This window comes from Halomonas sp. SL18_1 (assembly GCF_055755715.1).
This window is the reverse complement of record NZ_JBVTRK010000001.1, coordinates 3874328-3892589: the sequence shown is the minus strand read 5'-3', so window position 1 is coordinate 3892589 and position 18262 is coordinate 3874328. Positions and strand designations below refer to the sequence as shown.

The 18262-nt window shown below is 69.9% G+C and carries 15 protein-coding genes and 5 pseudogenes; 5 read left to right on the top strand and 15 right to left on the bottom strand.

Going from position 1 to position 18262, the window contains the following annotated elements; translation table 11 throughout:
• Positions 1-894 carry a universal stress protein gene (locus ACSJDS_RS19830; RefSeq protein ID WP_473034725.1) on the bottom strand — a complete coding sequence of 298 codons (894 nt, stop codon included), beginning with the start codon at positions 892-894 and terminating at the stop codon, positions 1-3.
• Between the two features lie 160 nt (positions 895-1054).
• Between ACSJDS_RS19830 and ACSJDS_RS19825 the strand changes: the two genes are divergently transcribed.
• On the top strand, positions 1055-2239 hold the full coding sequence (locus tag ACSJDS_RS19825; RefSeq protein ID WP_473034724.1) for a DUF3422 domain-containing protein: 1185 nt from the start codon (positions 1055-1057) through the stop codon (positions 2237-2239).
• 84 nt (positions 2240-2323) lie between these two features.
• On the opposite strand, the gene ACSJDS_RS19820 is transcribed toward ACSJDS_RS19825, so the two are convergent.
• The 3 genes from ACSJDS_RS19820 to ACSJDS_RS19810 form a co-directional block, all read right to left on the bottom strand.
• The gene (locus ACSJDS_RS19820) at positions 2324-3454 is read right to left on the bottom strand and encodes a GGDEF domain-containing protein (RefSeq protein WP_473035088.1); all 1131 of its coding nucleotides are present in this window, start codon (positions 3452-3454) and stop codon (positions 2324-2326) included.
• The gene (locus ACSJDS_RS19815; protein WP_473034723.1) at positions 3442-4092 is read right to left on the bottom strand and encodes a 7TMR-DISMED2 domain-containing protein; all 651 of its coding nucleotides are present in this window, start codon (positions 4090-4092) and stop codon (positions 3442-3444) included. The genes ACSJDS_RS19820 and ACSJDS_RS19815 overlap by 13 nt, the downstream gene beginning before the upstream one ends.
• 208 nt (positions 4093-4300) lie before the next feature.
• Positions 4301-4708: a phasin family protein gene (locus ACSJDS_RS19810; protein ID WP_473034722.1), complete on the bottom strand. Its 408-nt coding sequence runs from the start codon at positions 4706-4708 to the stop codon at positions 4301-4303.
• Positions 4709-4958: 250 nt separating this feature from the next.
• Between ACSJDS_RS19810 and ACSJDS_RS19805 the strand changes: the two are divergent.
• Both ACSJDS_RS19805 and ACSJDS_RS19800 read left to right on the top strand, forming a co-directional pair.
• Positions 4959-6130, top strand: a pseudogene (locus tag ACSJDS_RS19805) (zinc-binding dehydrogenase).
• A pseudogene (locus ACSJDS_RS19800) lies at positions 6127-7181 on the top strand (proline racemase family protein). The pseudogenes ACSJDS_RS19805 and ACSJDS_RS19800 overlap by 4 nt, the downstream one beginning before the upstream one ends.
• A gap of 63 nt (positions 7182-7244) precedes the next feature.
• Here ACSJDS_RS19800 and ACSJDS_RS19795 read toward each other — a convergent pair.
• A complete protein-coding gene (locus ACSJDS_RS19795; protein ID WP_473034721.1) occupies positions 7245-7964 on the bottom strand; it encodes a DUF1499 domain-containing protein in 720 nt (239 codons plus the stop codon).
• Between the two features lie 607 nt (positions 7965-8571).
• Here ACSJDS_RS19795 and ACSJDS_RS19790 point away from each other — a divergent pair.
• Positions 8572-9879 carry an acyltransferase family protein gene (locus ACSJDS_RS19790; protein WP_473034720.1) on the top strand — a complete coding sequence of 436 codons (1308 nt, stop codon included), beginning with the start codon at positions 8572-8574 and terminating at the stop codon, positions 9877-9879.
• On the opposite strand, the gene ACSJDS_RS19785 is transcribed toward ACSJDS_RS19790, so the two are convergent.
• From ACSJDS_RS19785 to ACSJDS_RS19755, 7 genes and pseudogenes are all read right to left on the bottom strand, one after another.
• The gene (locus ACSJDS_RS19785; RefSeq protein WP_473034719.1) at positions 9793-10365 is read right to left on the bottom strand and encodes an MFS transporter; all 573 of its coding nucleotides are present in this window, start codon (positions 10363-10365) and stop codon (positions 9793-9795) included. The two genes, ACSJDS_RS19790 and ACSJDS_RS19785, sit on opposite strands and share 87 nt — an antisense overlap.
• On the bottom strand, positions 10362-11033 hold the full coding sequence (locus tag ACSJDS_RS19780; RefSeq protein WP_473034718.1) for an MFS transporter: 672 nt from the start codon (positions 11031-11033) through the stop codon (positions 10362-10364). The genes ACSJDS_RS19785 and ACSJDS_RS19780 overlap by 4 nt, the downstream gene beginning before the upstream one ends.
• A 77-nt stretch (positions 11034-11110) precedes the next feature.
• Positions 11111-12046 carry a 5-oxoprolinase subunit C family protein gene (locus ACSJDS_RS19775; protein WP_473034716.1) on the bottom strand — a complete coding sequence of 312 codons (936 nt, stop codon included), beginning with the start codon at positions 12044-12046 and terminating at the stop codon, positions 11111-11113.
• Between the two features lie 163 nt (positions 12047-12209).
• A pseudogene (locus tag ACSJDS_RS19770) lies at positions 12210-12725 on the bottom strand (5-oxoprolinase subunit B family protein); the annotation flags it as partial.
• Positions 12726-12963: 238 nt separating this feature from the next.
• Positions 12964-14040: a M14 family zinc carboxypeptidase gene (locus ACSJDS_RS19765; RefSeq protein ID WP_473035087.1), complete on the bottom strand. Its 1077-nt coding sequence runs from the start codon at positions 14038-14040 to the stop codon at positions 12964-12966.
• A gap of 275 nt (positions 14041-14315) precedes the next feature.
• Positions 14316-14696, bottom strand: a pseudogene (locus tag ACSJDS_RS19760) (M14 family zinc carboxypeptidase); the annotation flags it as partial.
• Positions 14697-14822: 126 nt separating this feature from the next.
• The gene (locus tag ACSJDS_RS19755; protein ID WP_473034715.1) at positions 14823-15824 is read right to left on the bottom strand and encodes an ion transporter; all 1002 of its coding nucleotides are present in this window, start codon (positions 15822-15824) and stop codon (positions 14823-14825) included.
• 174 nt (positions 15825-15998) lie between these two features.
• Here ACSJDS_RS19755 and ACSJDS_RS19750 point away from each other — a divergent pair, with 174 nt between their 5' ends.
• Positions 15999-16649 (top strand): hypothetical protein, encoded by a 651-nt coding sequence (locus ACSJDS_RS19750; RefSeq protein WP_473034713.1) that lies wholly within the window; start codon positions 15999-16001, stop codon positions 16647-16649.
• Positions 16650-16666: 17 nt separating this feature from the next.
• Here ACSJDS_RS19750 and ACSJDS_RS19745 read toward each other — a convergent pair whose 3' ends face one another.
• From ACSJDS_RS19745 to ACSJDS_RS19735, 3 genes and pseudogenes are all read right to left on the bottom strand, one after another.
• Positions 16667-17203: a sirohydrochlorin chelatase gene (locus ACSJDS_RS19745; protein WP_473034712.1), complete on the bottom strand. Its 537-nt coding sequence runs from the start codon at positions 17201-17203 to the stop codon at positions 16667-16669.
• Between the two features lie 56 nt (positions 17204-17259).
• Complete coding sequence (locus ACSJDS_RS19740) at positions 17260-17520, bottom strand: hypothetical protein (protein WP_473034711.1); 261 nt, start codon at positions 17518-17520, stop codon at positions 17260-17262.
• Between the two features lie 134 nt (positions 17521-17654).
• Positions 17655-18181 (bottom strand): annotated as a pseudogene (locus ACSJDS_RS19735) (YgjV family protein).
• Positions 18182-18262 lie beyond the last annotated feature (81 nt).

The window sequence follows — 18262 nt, the reverse complement described above, 5'->3', positions numbered from 1 at the left end:
CTACACCACCACGGTGACTGGGCAGGAGGCCAAGTCGATGACCCGGTGGCTGACGCTGCCCAGCAGCGCCTCGCGCCAGGTGCCCAGCCCGCGCCGCCCCATGATGATGACCGGGTAGTCCTCGTAGCGCGCGGCGTGTTCGGCGATTGCCTCGGCGAAGCGCTCCCCGGCCAGCAGCTGCTCGGTAACGCCGGCCGGCACCTCGCCCAGGACCTGGCGGGCCTGGGCGAAGATGCGCTCGGCCTCATCCTGCTGGTCGGCGTCCTGGTCGGCCGGTTTGCCGCTGGGGCGGCAGAACAGCAGTTCCACGCCGGCCTCGGCGCTGCGTGCCAGGTCCCCGGCCAGCTCGGCGGCCTGGTTGCTGTGCCGCGAGCCGTCCACCGGCAGCAGCACACGGCCGATGCGCTGGATATCCTCCGGCGCCGCCTCGGCGTGGACCACGGTGACCGGGCCGCGCGCCCGGTGGACCACCTCGTTGCTGACGCTGCCCTCCACGAACTTGCCCATGTCGGTGAGGTGGCGAGCACCGATCACCAGCAGGCAGCGGTCGTGCTGGCGAGCATGGTTGACGATGGCGCGGGCCGGCTGGCGCACGAAGGTGTCGTCCTCCAGGGTGACCTCGCGGGGCGGCGATGCCAGCGGCGGTTCGATGGCCTCGCGGGCGCTGGCGAAGGCGTCGGCGGCGGCCTGCAGGCGCAGCGAGCGGTCGCGGTCGGCCTCGGCCTGGCGGTTGGCCGGCATATCACTGAATTCCGGCGGATTGAGCGGCATCACGTGGAGCAGCTGCAGCTCGGCCTCGAGCAGGCGCGCCAGCAGGGCCGCATGGCGGGTAGCCGCGGCGGCGGTGGACGACCCGTCCACGGGTACGATCACGAGCGAAATGCGCTCACTCATGGAGATTTCTCCCTTGGCGGCAGAAGGCGACAGCTCAAGCCTAGCGCACTTCGCTGGGCCTCGTCGTCCTCCACCCAGCTCTGCCTTGCCGACACTTGGAGACTTGGCTGCCGGGCGCCCAGGCCGTAGTCTCGAGTTTCAATCTTTCCTGGAACCGACCATGCACCCTCAGCGAGAACGCCTACACAACGAGCTGCACGCCCGACCCTCGATCTACTTCGCTGAGCCGGCCTACCTGCACCACCTGGCCTTTCTCGACGACGGCGAGGTCTGCGACGCCATCCTCGCCCGCCTTGGCGAGATGGCCGACGCTTCCCCCGACGTCGAGGCGGTTCAGGGGATCCTGGCCCTCGACGGCCAGACCCTGAAATGGGAGCGGCACACCGAGTTCTTCACCCTGACCCTGCTGGTGCCCAAGCGCGAGGAAACGAGCGCCTGGCCGGCGCCTCCTCCGTTGCTGGCGACCCTCATCGAGGCGCACCGTGAGACGCTGATCAATGCCAGCCTGGTGCTGGTGGAGTCGGAAGCGTCTTGGGCCGGCAAGACTAGCGCCTATGGCTTCGATGACCCGGCCGGCTCCGGGGTGGGCGGCGGCGATGCTACCGTCTGGAGCGACTTTCGCCTCACCGAGACGGGCGTGAACCGCCTGCTGCTGGTCAACCACCGGCTCAACGCCTTCCGCCTGGGCCGCATGGTGCGGCGCCTGCTGGAGATCGAGACCTATCGCATGATGGCGTCGCTGTCGCTGCCGCTGGCCAAGGAGCTCGGCGTCGAGCTGCAGGGCTACGAGCGGGAGCTTTGCGAGCTGTCGGAGCGCAACGCCGAGCAGCAGGAGAGCACACCGCGCCCGCTGCTGGCGGCGATCTCCTCGCTCTCGGCGCGGCTGGAGCGCAGCAGTTCACGCTCGCGCCAGCGCTTCAGCGCCACCGAAGCCTACGCCCGCCTCGTCTACACTCGCATCGAGGAGCTTCGCGAGACTCGGGTCGGCGACCGTCCGCGTCTGGGCACCTTTATCCTGCGCCGCTTTCGCCCCACGGTGCACTTCTGTGCGGCCATCGACCGGCGCCAGGCGAACCTTGCCGAGAACGTGGCGCGGCTCAATGATTTGCTCAGGACTCGTGCCCAGGTGGAGATCGAAGCGCAGAACTCCGACATCCTGCACAGCCTCAACGAGCGTGCCAGCAGCCAGCTCAAGATCCAGAAGGCGGTAGAGGGGCTGTCGATCATCGTTATCAGCTACTACCTTTTCAGCCTCTTCAAGCTGGGGCTGCAGAGTCTCGCCGCCCTGGGGATCGTGATTCCCCCTATACCGCTGCCGCTGTGCTGGGGCCGTTGGGGGCGCTGATCATCGGCCTGCTGGCCTGGCGGATCTGGCGGGTAAACAGCATTGACGCCGCCGTAAGGGCGTACGGTGGGCAGGAGGGAGCGGTCAGCTAGTGGCGCGGGACGAGGCACCGTCCACCACGCTGCGGTTGCAGCCCAGGCGCTTGGCCGAGAAGAGCGCACGGTCGCTGCGCTGCATCAGACTCTCGGCGGTATCCCCGGCCCCCAGCTGGGCGATGCCCAGGCTGAGGGTGACCCGGGCCAGCTGGTTGGGCAGCGGCGTGAACGGCTGATCCTCGATGGTGCGCCGCAGCCGCTCGGCGATCTCCACTGCCGCCTGGGCGTGAGTGCCCGACAGGATGAGGGCGAACTCCGAGCCGCCGTAGCGGCAGGCGATGTCGTTCTGACGCACATGCTGGCGGATCTGCTTGGCCAGCGCTTCCAGCACCTGGTCCCCGGCCTCATGGCCCCAGCTGTCGTGCCAGGCCTTGAAGTGATCCACCTCGAGCAGGATCAGGCTCAGCGGCTCGCCGTTGCGTCGGCAGCGCTTCACCGCCTCCCGCAGGGCGCCGGGCAGACGCTGGCGGTTGTAGAGCCCGGTCAAGGGGTCGGTCATGTCGCGCTGCTGCCCCGAGCCGCGCTGGCGATCCCGGACGGCAGGCTCCCGTGCCAGCCAGTGCACTCGCCAGGCCAGCGCCAGCGGCAGCAGCAGGGCGGCCACCAGCGAGCCGGCCTGATAGCCGTGCACGCTCCACGGGCGGTAGGGCAGAATCCCCAGGTAGAGGCCGGCCGTCAGGCCCAGGCCGCCGATCAGCGCCAGCCAGGCGGGCAGCAGGCCCCAGGCCGGCCGGAAACCGCGGCGCAGGGCGCGTGCGGCGACCGTCATCAGGGCGATGGTGCAGACCACTCCCATCAGGGTGTGGTAGGGCAGGCTGATGCGTTCGCCGAACAGCAGCATCGCCAGCGGCGTGCTGGCCGCCACCAGCAGGCCCAGACGAGTCAGCCGCTCGCCGTCGGTGTCGCGGCTGGGGGTGAGCAGGAAGTCACGGCTGAGCAGCAGTGCCGCCATCGCCATGGCCGCCAGGGTGGCGCTCCCCGCCAGCAGCTCGAGGCGCGGCGTTGCCGTTGGCCAGAAGGTGATGAGCAGCCCTCGCGATAGACTCAGGTGCAGGGCCGCCAGCACGATCAGCAGCGCGTACCAGAGCGGGCTGCGGTCACGCAGGGTCAGCGCCTGCACCAGGGCGAAAAATGCCAGGGCAGCGAGCAGCCCGTAGTAGAGGCCGTTGGTGAAGTCGTGTTGGCGTGCTTCGGCCAGGTAGGCGCCCGGTGTCTGCAGCTGCGGGGCGACCAGCATGGGAGCGGCGGACACCAGCCGCAGCATGAAGCGCTGAGGCGCCTCGGCCTCGAGGGGCAGTTCGAACAGCGGCCCTCGGCGCCTGTCAGCCGGGCGCTGGGCGCCAGCGGCTGCCAGCCCGCCTCGCTGCGCTGGTAGAGGGTGACCTCCTGGAACCGATGCCGGTCAAGATGCAGCAGCCAGGGGCCTGTCGGTACCGTCGGGGCGAGCAGCTCGAGGTGCAGCCACACGGCGGTGTCCACCCGACCCAGGTTGAGGGCCTCGGCCTCGGCCGGCCAGAAGGCGCCGGCAGCGAAGGCGCGCACCGCCTGTTCGACCTGCCAGCCGGATTCCGGCTCGACGACATAGTGGGCGTGGGGCAGCAGTGGCGTCGACTCGCCCTGGAAGGAATGCGGTTCGGCGCCGGCCTCGCCGACCAGGAGGAACAGCCACAGCATCGCCGGGACAAGCAGGCGAATCGGCGCCGCGCTCCAGCGCCCTGCCTGTCCGCTGTCGTTGGCCCTGCCCGCTGCTCGGTTCACCTGTGCGCTCCCTGTTGCCGGCCGCCTCGCCACCTGTCCCCTGCTGTCAGCATATCCTTGCGGGGGCATTGACGCTAAGCATGACCAGCCCGGGGGCTGTCGCAAGTTCACCGTGCGCCGGTGGTCGGCGTCTACGCGAAAGGGCCGTCGATCGGCGATCGACGGCCCTACTGTCACGTCTTGGCTGCCGGCATGGCCGGCGGCGGGATCAGGCCCGCTTGGCGGCCTTGCTAGCCGACTCGGTCACCTTCTTGACGCCGCTCTCGGCGAGCTTCTGGCTTTTCTCGACGCTCTCCTCGGTCAGCTTCTGGCTCTGCTGGACGAAGTCCTGCTGCAGGGCCACCACCTTGTCGGCATCGCGCTTGAAGCGCTCGGTGATCTCCTTGGCGACGTTCTGCTGGCCTTCCATGTAGATCCGCAGGTCTTCGGCGGTCTTGACGTTGAGCAGGCTGCGCAGCTGCGCCAGGCTGGCGTCGGCCCAGGACTTGCCGGCCTCGAGCTGGGCGTTGATCAGCTTCTCGCTGTAGTCCACGGTCAGCGCCGCGTAGGCGCGAGTCGGGCCGATGAACACGGATTCGAACTGCTCGGTGAACTGCTTGGTATCGACGTTTTGCATCGCTTGACCCTCCTTAGGGTGCTTGATAGTGCGAAGGCCTTGGTGGTCGACCGATGCCTTCTGCGTCTTTGCTGCATTGCACAATAGCAGGGATGTTTGTGCAGTGCAACATAGCGAATCCACGCCCTCCCGGAAAGGCCCGCCCGGCGCGCTGGCCGTGGCACGGGGGCCGACCTATGCTGCTGTTGGCAGTGCCGATGAGTTTGCTATCGTCGCGCCATGAGTCATTCATCAATTCAGGAGGCAGCCGATGGCCCACGATTCCCATCCGGAGACGATCCCCGCCAGCATGTCGGCCATGCTGCTGACCGGCCACGGTGACGTCGACAAGCTGGTCTATCGCCAGGACGTGCCGACGCCCCGCCCTGGCCGCGGCGAGGTGCTGGTGCGGGTCACCGCCACCGCCAAGAACAATACCGACCGCAAGGCCCGCGAGGGCCTCGATCCCACCAAGGACAAGGGCGAGGTGACGTCCTTCGCCATGGGGGCGAGCCCACCCTGAGCTTTCCGCGCATCCAGGGGGCCGATGTGGCAGGTCGGGTGGTCGCCGCCGGGGAGGGGGTGGATCTCGAGCGGCTCGGTGAGCGCGGTCTGCTCGACTTCAACCTCTACGCCGACGCGCGTCGCGACATCAACCTGACGCCGGACTATTACGGCCACGGTGCCGACGGCGGCTTTGCCGAGTACATCGTCGTGCCCTCGGAGCAGTTCCACCATGTGCCCAACCCGGAACTGGCGGATGCCGAGGTGGCCGCCATGGGCATGTGCTCCTACCAGACCGCCTACCACATGATGACCTCGGCCCGGGTCGGCGCGGGGAGAGGGTGCTGGTGAGCGGCGCCAGCGGCGGCGTGGGCACGGCGCTGATCCAGCTCTGCCGTATCGTCGGCGCCATTCCCTATGCGGTGAGCCAGCCCGACAAGCGCGAGGCCCTGCTGGCGCTGGGCGCCGAGGCGGTGATCGACCGCGGCGACCTGGAGAGCTTCGTCGGGCGGGTCCTCGAGGCCACCGGGGGGCGCCCATCGACGCGGTGATGGATCTGGTCGGCGGCGAGATGACCGACCGCTTCATCGACACCATGATCGTCGACATGAAGCGCCGAACTACCTATCCGCGGCTCTCCATCGCCGGCGCCAGCGGGGCAACCTCTCCGAGATCATGTGGACGCGCATCTATCTCTACCAGGTGCAGATCTTCGGGGTTTCCCACGGCACCCGCGAGGAGGCCGAGCAGCTGGTCGAGTGGATCCGCGGCGGTCAGCTCAAGCCGGTGCTTCACGCCGCCTTCAAGCTCTCCGAGCTGCACGAGGCCGAGCGCTATTTCGTCAATCGCGGCAGCGGCTACCTGGGCAAGATCGTCATCGTCCCCGATTCGCAGTGGGCCGAGCACGGTGCCCCCTTCGCGCTGGAGAACACCCCATGAGCAACGAACTGGTCCTGCAGCTGATGGACACCCACGCTGGCGGCGATGTCAGCCGTATCGTCACCGGCGGCATCGAGCCGCTGCCCGGGGCCTCGGTGCGCGAGCAGATGCACTACCTGCGCGACGACGCCGACGGCCTGCGCAAGCTGCTGCTGGAAGAGCCCTACGGGATCCCCGAGATGTCGGTGGACCTGCTGGTGCCGGCCACCCACCCCGAAGCGGCGGTGGGCTACATCATCATGGAGGTGATGGGCTACCCCATCTACTCCGGCTCCAACACCATCTGTACCGCCACGGCGGTGCTGGAGAGCGGCCTGGTGCCCAAGCGGGAGGGGCGCCAGCGTTTCGCGCTGGAATCGCCAGCGGGGCTGGTGCAGATCGAGGCGCTGGTGGAGAACGGGGTGGTCGAGGCCATTACCTGCGAGGGGCTGCCCAGCTATATCGATACCTACCGGGCCGCCATTCATGTGCCCGGAGTGGGGGAGGTGACCTACAGCGTGGCCTATAGCGGCGGCTTCTACGCCCTGGTGGATGCCGCCGAGCTGGGCTTCCACCTGACCCGCGACGAAGAGCGGGCCCTGGCGGACTGTGCCCACCGGATCGTCGAGGCGATCCAGGCCGAACGCGGCTTCTCCCACTACACCCTGGGCGATGTCGGGCCGCTGCCCTTCCTGCACTTCATGGGGCCGGTGGAGCAGGTCGCCGACGACTTCTACCGCTCACGTTCCACCACCTACGTGCATCCCGGGTGATCTGTCGCAGTACCACCGGCACCGGTACCTCGGCGCGCCTGGCGCTGATGCACTACGAGGGGCGCATCAGGCCCGGCGACAAGCTGGAGACCGTCTCCCTGCGCGAGACCGGCTTCATCGGCAAGTTCACCGGTGTCCGTGAGGAGGGCAAGGGCCTGGTGGTGGAGAACACTATCACCGGCAAGAGCTACGTGCTGGCGCGCTCGGACATCGTCGTCAACTGCGAGGACCCCATGGTGGAGTGCGCCGGGCTGCACCATATTCTCAGCACCGCTCATTCGTCTCCGGACGCCGAGTAGCGCCGACAGGCTGCCGGACGCTGCCACTGTGCTCCGTTCGGCATCCCCCATCGCCCGCGACGATTATCCTCCGACCCGCTGCGCCAGGGCGTCGCGATAGGCGCGGATTCGGGCCGCATTGGCCCCCATGTCGCCGCGCCCGATCCGCGAAGCGGAGCGCACGTCCACGCGTACCCCCTCGTCGGTCTCGGTGAGGCGGATGGCCACGTCGTCCTCAAACCCAAACCAGGCGGTGGTGGCGGTGGCCTCGAGGGTGGTATCGGTGACGCCGGCCAGCTCCCAGCCCATGTCGAGCGCCGCCGCCTCGGCGGCGCTGAGCGCGGTTGCCAGGGGCAGGTCCAGCAAGATCGGCTGGATATCCGGATAGGCCTGGCGCTGCTGGCGGGCGGTCGCCTCGCCGGGGTAGGCCACGGCGTTGGGGGCCGCCTCGCGGGCGCCGGCCAGGGCCTCGAAGGCGGGCGGATTCTGGGTGTCGGTGGTGATGTCGTGGATCGGCGGCGTCTCCTGGGCGCGCTGCCAGTGTTGCCAGGGCACCGCCATCATGCCGACGCTGGCGGCAACCACCGCGACGGCGGTCAGGACGACCAGGCGCCGCCGACAGGCCGCGGCGACGATCAGGGTGGCCAGTCCCACGGCGCCGGCTCCCAGCGCCACGAAGATGCCGTTGCGCAGCAGGTGGAAGGCCTCGCCCAGCGGCAGCATCCCCTGGCGGTAGGCCGGCCCGGCGCCGATCACCATCAGCGCCGCCACGATCAGCAGCAGCACGGCCAGCCAGGCAAGCATCGTCGGCCATTTCGCCGCCCCGGGGGCGGGGAGGAGAGGAGCTGTGGGGTGCCATCGGTAACCTCCGCGTCACAGGTATCTGACCAACAGCATATCGCATCGGCGCTTACCCGCTCGTCGCGTCGCGCCGATGGGCGGCGAGTTGCTGCAGTGCGTCATGATGAGGCATGGGCCGATGTTGGCGTCCCTGGCTGGTGCATGTCGCGGCCCGGGCGGCGCGTGCCGTCGTGCCCCGTGGGGCGCTCAATGCATATAACTATCTGATTATAAATGAAGTGGCCAATTATTGGCCCGCCTCTCGCATTGTGAGGGATAGACAGGTTGAAGACCTGAAACGGATTTCCTGCAGCGCGAGCGCTGCAACGCTGCCACCCCTGGCAGTAACACGATGTGAGCTGGCGTGCTCCTACTGGGCCCCTTCGGGGGTCCTTTTTTATTGAAAGGATTACGGTGCAGCGCAATGTGGCTGCAGCTGCGCCTGAGTGTTGGCGACGCCATGGTCGCTGACGGCTCACCCCTTGTCGTCTCCGGAGGGCTGGTATAGAACGGGATTTAAGAAACACCGTTTCTTAAGCGCGTGTCTTACCCGTCATAGCCGGAGTCGACCATGAGTCAGTCAGGAATCGCCGCCGCCACGACTCGCGACCGCTATCCGGATGCCCTACGAGCCGGCGCCCTGCTGATGGTGGTGTTCGGCCACTGGATCGCCACCCTGCCGCGCTTCGACGAGGGACTGTTGGTAGACACCGACCATCTGCTGGTGGTTTGGGAGGGGGCGGGTGTCCTGACCTGGTTCGTGCAGGTGGTACCGCTGTTCGTCTTCGTTTCCGCCGCGGTGAGCACCGACGGCGCCCTGCGTCGGCTCGATGTCGGGCATCGCCAGCTGCACTGGTGGGCGGCCCGGGCGCTGGCCCTGGCACGTCCCACGGTGACCTACCTGGCGGTGCTGGCCGCCGTGGCGCTGCTTTCGCGCTATACCGGCGGGCGTTTCCTAGAGCCCTTCAACCACTCCCTGACGGTGCACCTGTGGTTCTTGTTGATGCTGCTTGGTGTGCAGGCGCTGCTACCGCTCAGCGTGCGCGCCGACCGGCGCTGGGGGCTCGGGGCTGTCTCCATGCTGGTGGTTATCGCCGTACTGGTCGATCTGCTGCGGGCGCGTCCCGGGTCATCGGCAGACCTGCTGCGGCTGGGCGAGCTGGCCACTGACCGCGTCACCGTACTTGGCTGGCTCAACCTGCTGGTGGTCTGGCTGCTCCCGCAGCAGCTGGGGATCGCCTGGCGGCAGGGGCGCTTCGCCGGCCCATGGGCCGGCCTGGGGCTGGGCGCGTTGGGGCTGGCATGGCTGGCTCTGGCGGTGGGCTCCGGCTATCCGCTGGCCATGGTGGATGGCGAGGTGGGCGGGCGCAGCAATTTGCTGCCGCCGACGCTAGCGCTGATGGGGGTGATGTGGCTGCAGGTGGGTACCGTGCTGCTCGCCGAGGGGCCGGCCCGGCGCCTGCTGGCGCGTCGCCCGATCCACCGCACGGTGACCCTCCTCGGCGCCCTGGGCATGCCCCTCTATCTGTGGCACAAGGTGGCCGAGCTGCCGGCGGCCTGGCTGGGCGAGCGCCTGGGGTTGCCCATCGATGCCGGGGTGCCGGGGGAGCTGGGCTTCTGGTGGGGGCGGCTGGTGTGGCTGCTGCTCTGCGCCCTGACGGTGGCGCCGGTGATGGTGGCGGTGGTCAGCTTCGAGATGCGCCGCAAGCGCGATGTGGTCTCTGCCACCGCTGCCCCGGCGGTGCTGGGCGGCGGGGCGGCGCTGTTTGCCGGCATTCTGATCAGCATGGCGCTAGGGGCGATGCCGGGCGCCCTGATCGGCCTGGCCGGGGTGGCGGCGGCCTCTTGGCTGCTGCGCCGGCATCCCCAGCCCCGCTGAGGCGCCACGCCGCACCCGTCGGCGCAGCAGGACCAGCCCCGCGCCCATCAGGCCCACCAGGGCGAGCAGCAGCAGCGGGAAGGCGCCGGTGCCGGCCCGCTCCAGCAGGGGACCGGCCAGCGACGGTACCGCCATGGCACCGCTGCCGGCCGCCAGGAAGATCCAGCCGGTGGTGCGTCCGCTCATGGGCATCAGCTGGTTGGCCAGCCCGAACAGGGTGGGGAAGATCGCCGAGCTGGCCAGGCCGAACAGCAGTGCCACCGCCGGCAGGGGAAGCCAGCCGAATTGCAGCGCCAGGGCGGCGGCGAGCGCCAGCCCCAGGCAGAGGCGCAGCACCCGCAACGGCGTGATCCGGCGCAGCAGGGGGATGGCCAGCAGGCGCCCCGCCGAGAGTGTCACCCAGAACAGCGTCACCAGCAGGGCCGCGCTGCCGGCCGGCATGCCGCCAAGGGTCGCGTAGGCGGTAATCCAGCCGGCGAAGGTCACCTCCATCCCCACGTAGAGCCCGAACAGCAGCAGGAACAGGGCAAGCCGCCCGGCGTCCGGCGCGGGTCGGTTCGCCGACTCCTCAGCGCGGGGGCGGGCGGCGGCGGGCTCGGCTGTCTGGCCAGCGGGACGAGCAGCAGCAGAGCGTAGAGCGCCACTCCCCAGAAGGCCCACTGGAACTGGCCGGTCATGGACAGCGCCGCCACCAGCAGCAGCGGCACCAGCATGTTGCCCAGCCCGAAGCAGAAGTGCAGGGCGCTGATCCAGGGCGGCGAGGCGGTGCCGTGAAGCCACAGCAGCAGGGTGTTGGCCCCGGCGTTGACCGAGACCTCGCTGACCCCGAGCAGGAAGACCACCGCGGTGAGTGCCGCCAGGGCCTGGCTGAAGGGCACGGCGGCCAGGCCCAGGGCCATCAGCCCGAGCATGCCCATCAGCACCCGATGCCCGGGGAAGCGGTCCACCAGGGCGCCGGAGAGCACCGAGCCGAGCATGTTGCCGAGCGCCCGGGCCGTGAATAGGATGGCGATCTGGCCCATGGTGGCGCCGGTCATCTCGGCCAGGTGGGGCAGGGCCGGCCCCAGCAGGCCGCCGCTCATGCCGATGGCGACGAAGGCGGCGAAGTAGCTGTAGGTGGTCTGGCGGGCGTCCCGGTGGGGCGTTGTCGTCATGTCCGCTCCATGGCCATGGTGAAAGGGCGGGAAGGAGAACGGCCTGAGCCACCCTTGGTCGCGCCGTGCCCCGACGCTCAGCAGAAGCGTGCCAGGAAGCGGCGGTGCTCGGTCAGGGCGTGCTCTATAGCGACCGGGGCGAGTCTCACCGCCTGGCCGGGCAGGCACTGGGCAAGCCGTGAGGCTGACAGCGGCGTCAGGTTGCCCAGCCGCGGGTAGCCGCCGATGGTCTGGCGGTCGTTGAGCAGGACGATGGGCTGGCCGTCCGGCGGCACCTGGACGGCTCCCAGGGAGATGCCCTCCGAGATAAGCGACTCGATCCGGCAGCTCAGGGCGGGGCCGGTCAGGCGAACCCCCATGCGGTCGGCGCGGTCATCCACGTGCCACTCGTCATTGAAGGCCGCGTACAGGCTGCTGCCGGTGAAGTCGGCGATCTGGGCGCCGGGCAGCAGGCTCAGCCGTGTCGGGGCGCGATAGTCGGGGCGCTGGTCGGTCGGCGCCTCGCGTGTCTCGACGCAGGCCGCCCCGGTGCGGCGTACCGCCAGCCGGTCATCGTCGGCCAGCCGGCGGCCCTGGCCGTCCAGGCCGCCGAGCCTCTCGCGCACCACGCAGGCGACGCTGCCCAGCACCGGCTCGGCGGCGAAGCCTCCGGCCACCGCCAGGTAGGCGCGCAGGCCGTTGGTCGGCGTGGTGAAGGCCAGCCGTGCCCCCTGGCGCACCTGCAGGGTGCGCCACATCGGCAGCGGCGCCCCGTCCAGGGTGGCCGCCAGATCAGCGCCGGCCACTGCCAGCGTCATGTCGCGTTCGGCAAGCAGCTCAAGGCCGCCGAAGGTGATCTCCAGGGCTGCCGCTCCCCAGGCGTTGCCGGCCAGGTGATTGGCCCAGGCCCAGGCGTGGAGGTCGGCCGGGCCGCCCTGGGTCACGCCCAGCTGCCGCACCCCGAAGCGGCCGGCATCCTGCAGCAGCGCCAGCGGCCCGGCGCGCTCCACCCGAAATCCTGTCGCTTCGCTCATGGCGATGCATCCTCCCCTTCGCTGGCCACCGGCGTGACGTCTCCGCCCCGAGCCTCGAAGTCGGCCCGCGCCACGGGAATGAAACGCACCCGATCCCCACCCGCAGCAGGCTGAAGCCGTCACGGTTGCGGTCGAACAGGCGGGCGTGGGTGCGGCCGATCAGGTTCCAGCCGCCAGGCGTCACGGTCGGGTAGGCCGCGGTCTGGCGACCGGCCAGCGCTACGCTGCCTGTCGGCACCTGGCGCCGCGGCGTGGCCAGGCGCGGGCACTCCAGGCGCTCGTCGAGCAGGCCCATAAAGGCGAACCCGGGCGCGAAGCCCAGGGCGAAGACCCGATATTCGCGGGCGGCATGGGCCTCGATCACCGCCTCGACGGAGAGCCCCGCGCGCTCGGCCACCCGCGACAGCTCGGGCCCGACGCTGGGGTGGTACCAGGTGGACAGCTCATGCAGCGGCCCCGCCGCGCCGCTCTCGTCCGAGGTGAGCTCGGCCAGCAGCTCGAGCAGCCGGCGGCGCACCGCCTGAGGGTCGAGGCGCACCGGATCGAAGACCACCAGCAGGGTGGTGTAGGAGGGCACCAGGTCCACCAGGGCGTCCCCGAAGGCGTGTTCGCACTCACGGCTCAGGGCGGCGAGCCAGGGCAGGTTGCGCTCCTCGATGGCGTCGAACAGCCGCACCATCCAGCCGTCGAGGCCTGCGGGTTCCAGTCTTGGTAGGGATGTTGGGGCCATGGCGTTAGCGACTCTCGGGGCGGTGCGGGCCAGTGTAATGGAGAAGGGGAAGCGTCGGAACCTCAGTGCGCGCTGCCCGGGGCGCTGGTCGGGGTGGCGGGGGCCTCCTGGCGGCTGCGGGTCCATCCGCAGCCGCGCTGAGCCTCGACGTCCCGGTGCCCCCCTGCCGGCCGAGGCGTGATGTCCCCTACCGGTGCGAATCCGCCGGTATCGGGAGGGTGAGCGTCAGCTGGCCCAGCCGCGGTCCACCGACGCGCACCCGGACTTCCCCCTCGCCCTGGAGGATCCAGCGGGCCGTGGCCTGGTGGTCGTTGCCCGGCGAGCGCTGGAACCAGGGCATCTGCGCGGCCTCGCCCAGGCCGCGTCCCCATCCCGCCAGATGGCCCAGCGACTGGCGGGCCTCTCCGGGAGCCAGCAGCCGGCAGCCCTCGACGGCGAGGTGGGCCTCGACGCCGGTGTTCCAGGGCCGCTCCCGGGCGGCATTGACCCCGTGGCTGGGCAGGTAGCCGAGATTCTCCACCGTGACCCGCAGCGCCCAATGGCCCGCTCCCAGCGGCGTACAGCGCACGGCGGCGATGGCCAGGCGTGGCAGTAGGGCCGCCACGCGCAGCCAGTAGGCGGCGATGCCGTTGCAGAGCTCGGGCAGCGCCTCGGGGGGCGGGTTCCAGATCCCATGGACCGGGTCCAGGCCGCCGACTTCAACCTCGCCCAGCTGGGGGTGGCGAACGGCCCGCCAGGGGTGGAAGAGACGCTGGCGGTTATGGTCGTGGTCCCAGCGGGCCAGCCGCTCCATTCCCTCGCGATCGAGGGAGGTGTAGTGCTCCACGAAGCGTTCGGGACGCGGGCGTTCCATCCGCTGGAAGAGGTCCCAGAGCTCGCAGACCATCGCCACACAGCCGCGCTGGTGGTAGGCGAACTCGGTGAGGTCGCCGTGCAGCGGGGTTTCCGGCTGATAGGTGAACTCCTCGTAGCCGCTGACGGTGGGGTAGTCGAGCCGGGTGCGGCCCCAGGCGGCCAGCTGGCGGTAGATGGCCAGGTCGCCCTGATCCATTTGACTGTCGGGGGCGTCGATCAAGGGGCGGATGAACACGCCGCCGAAGGTGTGCAGGTTCAGCCAGGCATAGAGGTTCGGGTGCGCGCTGGCGAAGTCGATGACGGCGCGCGTCTCGGGCTCGGAGCCCGGATAGTCGCCGGCGCCGACCTGCTCCGGCTCCGGCCGCCAGCGCCAGGGGAAATTGCGGTTGAAGTCGGGCGTGTCCTGCAGCCACTCGGGCTCGGGGATGGTCTCGCCGTCCCAGTGCTCGATGACGCCTTCGGGATAGAGCCGCCAGTAGGGCGGGGGTCGTCGATCCGGCGTGGCAGCATCAGGCCGGGGGCGTCGGGCGACGCGACGAAGTCGCCGGCTGCGTCCTCCAGGCGCAGGTAGCGGCAGCGACCGTCGCCATCCAGGTCCTGGGCGCGCCAGTGCGGCCGACCGGCGCTCTCCGGCGAGCGGCGCGGCGCGGAACGCACGAAGCCGCCCTGCCTGAGCACCTGTTCGGCCCCGTCCGGCGAGAGGCGCGGACAGACGTAGAACAGCACGTCCTGCAGGAATTGGCGACAGTGCTCGGGCAGGTCGCCCGGCACGGCGCCCGACTCGCTGTGCAGGGCCAGGGCCGCCTCGGCCACCGCCAGGGCAACGCTGGACCCCGCCAGCTCGGTGCCGTGCATGTTGCCGTCCACCCACACGCCCGGCCGCTTGCGCTCCGGCTCGTGGCCGATGGTGAGTACCCAGATCTCCCGCCCCCCGGGGCTGATGCCGATGCTCTGCAGGTGAGCCAGCCGCGGGTAGGCCTGCACCCACGCCTTGAGCTGGTGCGTGAGGTCGTCATGGCTCAGGTAGCGATGACGGAAGCGGCTGTCGTGCAGATCCTGTCCCATTTCCCCTCCCCGCTTCGGTTGGCCACGCCTGGTGACAGTATGGCGCAAACCCGGCGGCTGCCACGCGATGGCGGCGTGCTCTCCGGCGGTCGAGCCTGCCGCTCGACCATCGGTTCCGCCTCGGCGTTACTGGTACTTGCGGTGCCAGTGCTTGACCGCGATCTGCTCCTTGAGCAGCTCCAGCATGTCCACCAGCACCTGTTCGGTGACCTGTTCGGTATGGGAGTCGGTGTGCAGCCAGGCATCGAAGCCGCTCTCGGCCAGGTGCTCCACCAGCGCGGTGAACTCCGCCGACTGCAGCCCCTCCAGGGCCTCGTTGACCAGGCGGCAGGCCAGGTCCGAGAGCGAGGCCTCCAGGCCTCGGCTCACCTGGCTACCCAGCGGCAGGCGCGCTAGCCGGCGCATCTCCGGGCTCTCCGCCAGGGTGCGGCCGACCAGGCCGCGCACATAGCGCAGGGTGTCGTCGCGGTTGTGGGCGTAGGCGGTGCCGGCCATGGCCTCCAGGCGCTGGCTGATCTCCTGGATCAGCGCCTGCTGGCGGGGCCGCACCACCTGGTCGACCAGTCGAGTAGAGAGCGAGTCGCTGGAGCGCAGCTGGGACTGGACGTTGTCGAGCATGCGGATGGCGATGCGGTCGGTGAGCTCCTCCAGCAGGATATCGTAGTACTTGGCGACCACCTCATAGAGGTACCAGCGGCGCACGTCGATCAGCCCCAGCCGCTGCAGGCGGTGCAGCAGCGAGATCACACGCAGGATGCGCAGCAGCCGGAAGCCGCCCACCGGGATGCAACCGAGCACGTCGTACCAGTGCACGAAGGGGTAGAAGAACCAGCGGTGATAGCGGCGCTCGGCGATGGCCGCCGCCCAGCCCAGCAGCACGTCGAGCATGAAGATGGCCACGAAGGCCAGGTCGATGGCGATGAAGCGGGCGTGGATGTACCGGTCGTAGGCGCCATGCAGGCCGGGGGCCGCGGCCTCGAAGGCGGCATTCAGCGGCGACAGCAGGAAGAGGCTGTCGAACAGCAGCAGGGCCAGGTTGGCGATCACCAGCACGATGATCAGCAGGTCCCACACCAGATGGACACGCTCCAGGGCGGGGCTGAGCGCTCTCTCGCGGGTGTCAGGCATGACGCCTCCTTGAGCTCGGTGCCGCAACGATGCTTTCCAGCCTAGAAGGTTGGCCCGTTGGCGACCTCCCGCTGTCCGGGCCGCGTCTTGTCGACAGATGGCTGACTGCTACCCTGAGCCTGGCAGCCCCTGGAGGGATCGACTGTCACGCACCAGCCAACGGGAGGCTTGAGGATGATATCGACGAGCCCGGCCGCCACGCGCGTCTGTTGTCTGCTGGTCCTGGTGGGAAGCGCCCTGGCGGGCTGTGCCGAGCCCCCGCCCGGGGAGGCGGCAACGCCCGATCTCGTCCCCCTCGAGGTCGGCGAGGCGAGGGTCCGGGGCGCCGATGGTAGCGAGCTGCTCACCATCGGCGCGCTGCCGGGCAACATTCGCGTCGATGCCGACAGCGAGTTCGGTGCCGCACAGCGCTTCACCGATGCCCGGCTGTCGCCGGATGGCGATTGGCTGGCGATCACCACGGCGGGGGCCGCCCACGGCGCCGGCTGGCTGGTGGTGCGGGACGACCAGGCCATTCATCCCGCCGCCTTCCAGTACGGCGGCAGCGTCGCGCTTGGCCCCTGGCGCGACGATGGCCAGTACGTGGTGTTCGCCCAGGAAGGCCCGGCCCCGACCCGTACCCTGGCGGTGGTGGGCCTCGACGGGCTGGGCGAGACGGTGAGCGACAACGCCCGGCCGCTGCGCCTGCCCGAGCATGAACCGCAGGTCCCGCCGGAGACCGAGTACCGTGCCGTCGAATGGCGCGACGGCGCGCTGATCGTCGAGGTGGAGGGGCAGCGCTGGCGCCATGACGCGGCCGGCGGCGAGACCATTGCCGTCGACTGAGCCGGCGAGAGAGCGGCTCAGCGGGCGGCGGGTAGCGCCAGCAGCAGCGGGGCGCCGGCCAGGGCCTGCTCCAGGCGGGTGGCGAGAATCTCCAGGATGCCGTCGTGCTCGCCCGCCAGCCGGGTCGTGGTGACGCTCAGCCCGGGGGTGTCCACCATCGCCTGCTCGCAGATTGCGGCGATGTCGCCGCCTTCGCCAGCGTGGCGGCCCGGGGAGAGGAACAGCATGGCCAGGATGATCTCGCTGTCGGCCATGGCCCGTGAGGCCAGCAGGTCCACCAGCAGCGGCTCGTTGAAGCGGTAGGCCTCGCCGTCACGGCGCTCCATGGAGGCGAAGGTGACGCAGCTGGCCTCCCCGGCCAGCAGCACGCTGAGCTGGCCGGCGAGATAGTTGCGCACCGCCGTGACCTCGGGGATCGGGCTGCCGTGGTCGACCAGGACTACCTTGGGCGGCGACGAGCCGCGAATCCGTTCGCGGACGTTGTCGGCCAACAGCTTCGCCAGGCGCAGGTCCACCGGGGCCTGGCTGTCCACCAGCGGCAGCGCCACCTTCACGGACAGCTTAGGATGGTTGGCCTGCACCTCGGCCAGACGTTCGGGCAGGTAGCGGGTCAGCGCCTGGCTAGGGCCGAAAAGAAGGGCAGGACCACCAGCTCGGTCGCGCCTTGCGCCGCCAGCTGTGCGGCCCGCGGCCCCAGCGAGACCGCCTTGTGCCCCTCGAGCTGCTCCGCGGGAATCTTGTAGGAATGCAGCAGGGAGGCGGCCTCGACCTCATGGCCGGTGGTCCGGCTCAGGGCCTCGGCCAGGCGACGCAGGTTGAGCGCGGCCTGGGGCCTCAGGGAGCCGTTATCGACGAGCAGGATCTTGCGCATGGAGGCCTCTTGGCTGGCACGGGGCGGGGATTGGCGCCAGGGCGCCTGGGCCCATCACACTACCCAGGCGGGTCCCGGTCAAGTGGGGAAGCTGCCAGGTCCTGCCGGCTGGTGCGCTGGTCCATGATGGCGGCTCACCCGTGGATATAGCGCAGGCGGGCATCGCGGCGCATCCGCAGTACGGTGATCACGTTGGTCGCGAAGATCAGCGATTCGGCGATGGTGCCGCCGATCGAGCCGGCCAGCAGGTTGCTGATAACCCAGCACAGCGCCGCGGCCGCCAGGGTCAGGCGCATGGGAATCCCGCGCAGCATGAACATGCCCAGGTGCCCAGCAGCCCGGCGGTCAGGGCCGGGATGTCCTGGGGCCCGCTCCAGGACAGTGCCGCCACCGCGAGGGTGGCCAGCAGCATCGTCGCCATCAGGATACGGTTGCGCGGATAGCGCCGCACCAGGGCGATGCGCAGCACGATCAGCGCCGAGATGCCGGCGGCCACCCAGCTTTCGAAAAGCGCGAACTGGGCGGCGAAGGCGACATTGGCGAACAGCAGCAGCACGAACAGCTTGTCGTCCCGCTTGCTCGCGAAGGCCACCAGGCAAAGCGTCAGTGCTATCAGGCTCACGCCCTGGCCCAGCAGCCATCTCAGGCCGAGCTCTTCCATGGACACACCGCTGTCGAAGTGGAAAGGAATCGCGCCATGCTAGCACGCCGGGCCGTCGCCCTGTGGGATGACCAAGGGCGG

Coding starts and splice junctions, on each gene's coding strand:
- ACSJDS_RS19830 (WP_473034725.1), bottom strand. CDS start 894: ATGAGTGAGCGCATTTCGCTCGTGATCGTACCCGTGGACGGGTCGTCC.
- ACSJDS_RS19825 (WP_473034724.1), top strand. CDS start 1,055: ATGCACCCTCAGCGAGAACGCCTACACAACGAGCTGCACGCCCGACCC.
- ACSJDS_RS19810 (WP_473034722.1), bottom strand. CDS start 4,708: ATGCAAAACGTCGATACCAAGCAGTTCACCGAGCAGTTCGAATCCGTG.
- ACSJDS_RS19795 (WP_473034721.1), bottom strand. CDS start 7,964: ATGCTTGCCTGGCTGGCCGTGCTGCTGCTGATCGTGGCGGCGCTGATG.
- ACSJDS_RS19790 (WP_473034720.1), top strand. CDS start 8,572: ATGAGTCAGTCAGGAATCGCCGCCGCCACGACTCGCGACCGCTATCCG.
- ACSJDS_RS19780 (WP_473034718.1), bottom strand. CDS start 11,033: ATGACGACAACGCCCCACCGGGACGCCCGCCAGACCACCTACAGCTAC.
- ACSJDS_RS19775 (WP_473034716.1), bottom strand. CDS start 12,046: ATGAGCGAAGCGACAGGATTTCGGGTGGAGCGCGCCGGGCCGCTGGCG.
- ACSJDS_RS19755 (WP_473034715.1), bottom strand. CDS start 15,824: ATGCCTGACACCCGCGAGAGAGCGCTCAGCCCCGCCCTGGAGCGTGTC.
- ACSJDS_RS19750 (WP_473034713.1), top strand. CDS start 15,999: ATGATATCGACGAGCCCGGCCGCCACGCGCGTCTGTTGTCTGCTGGTC.
- ACSJDS_RS19740 (WP_473034711.1), bottom strand. CDS start 17,520: ATGCGCAAGATCCTGCTCGTCGATAACGGCTCCCTGAGGCCCCAGGCC.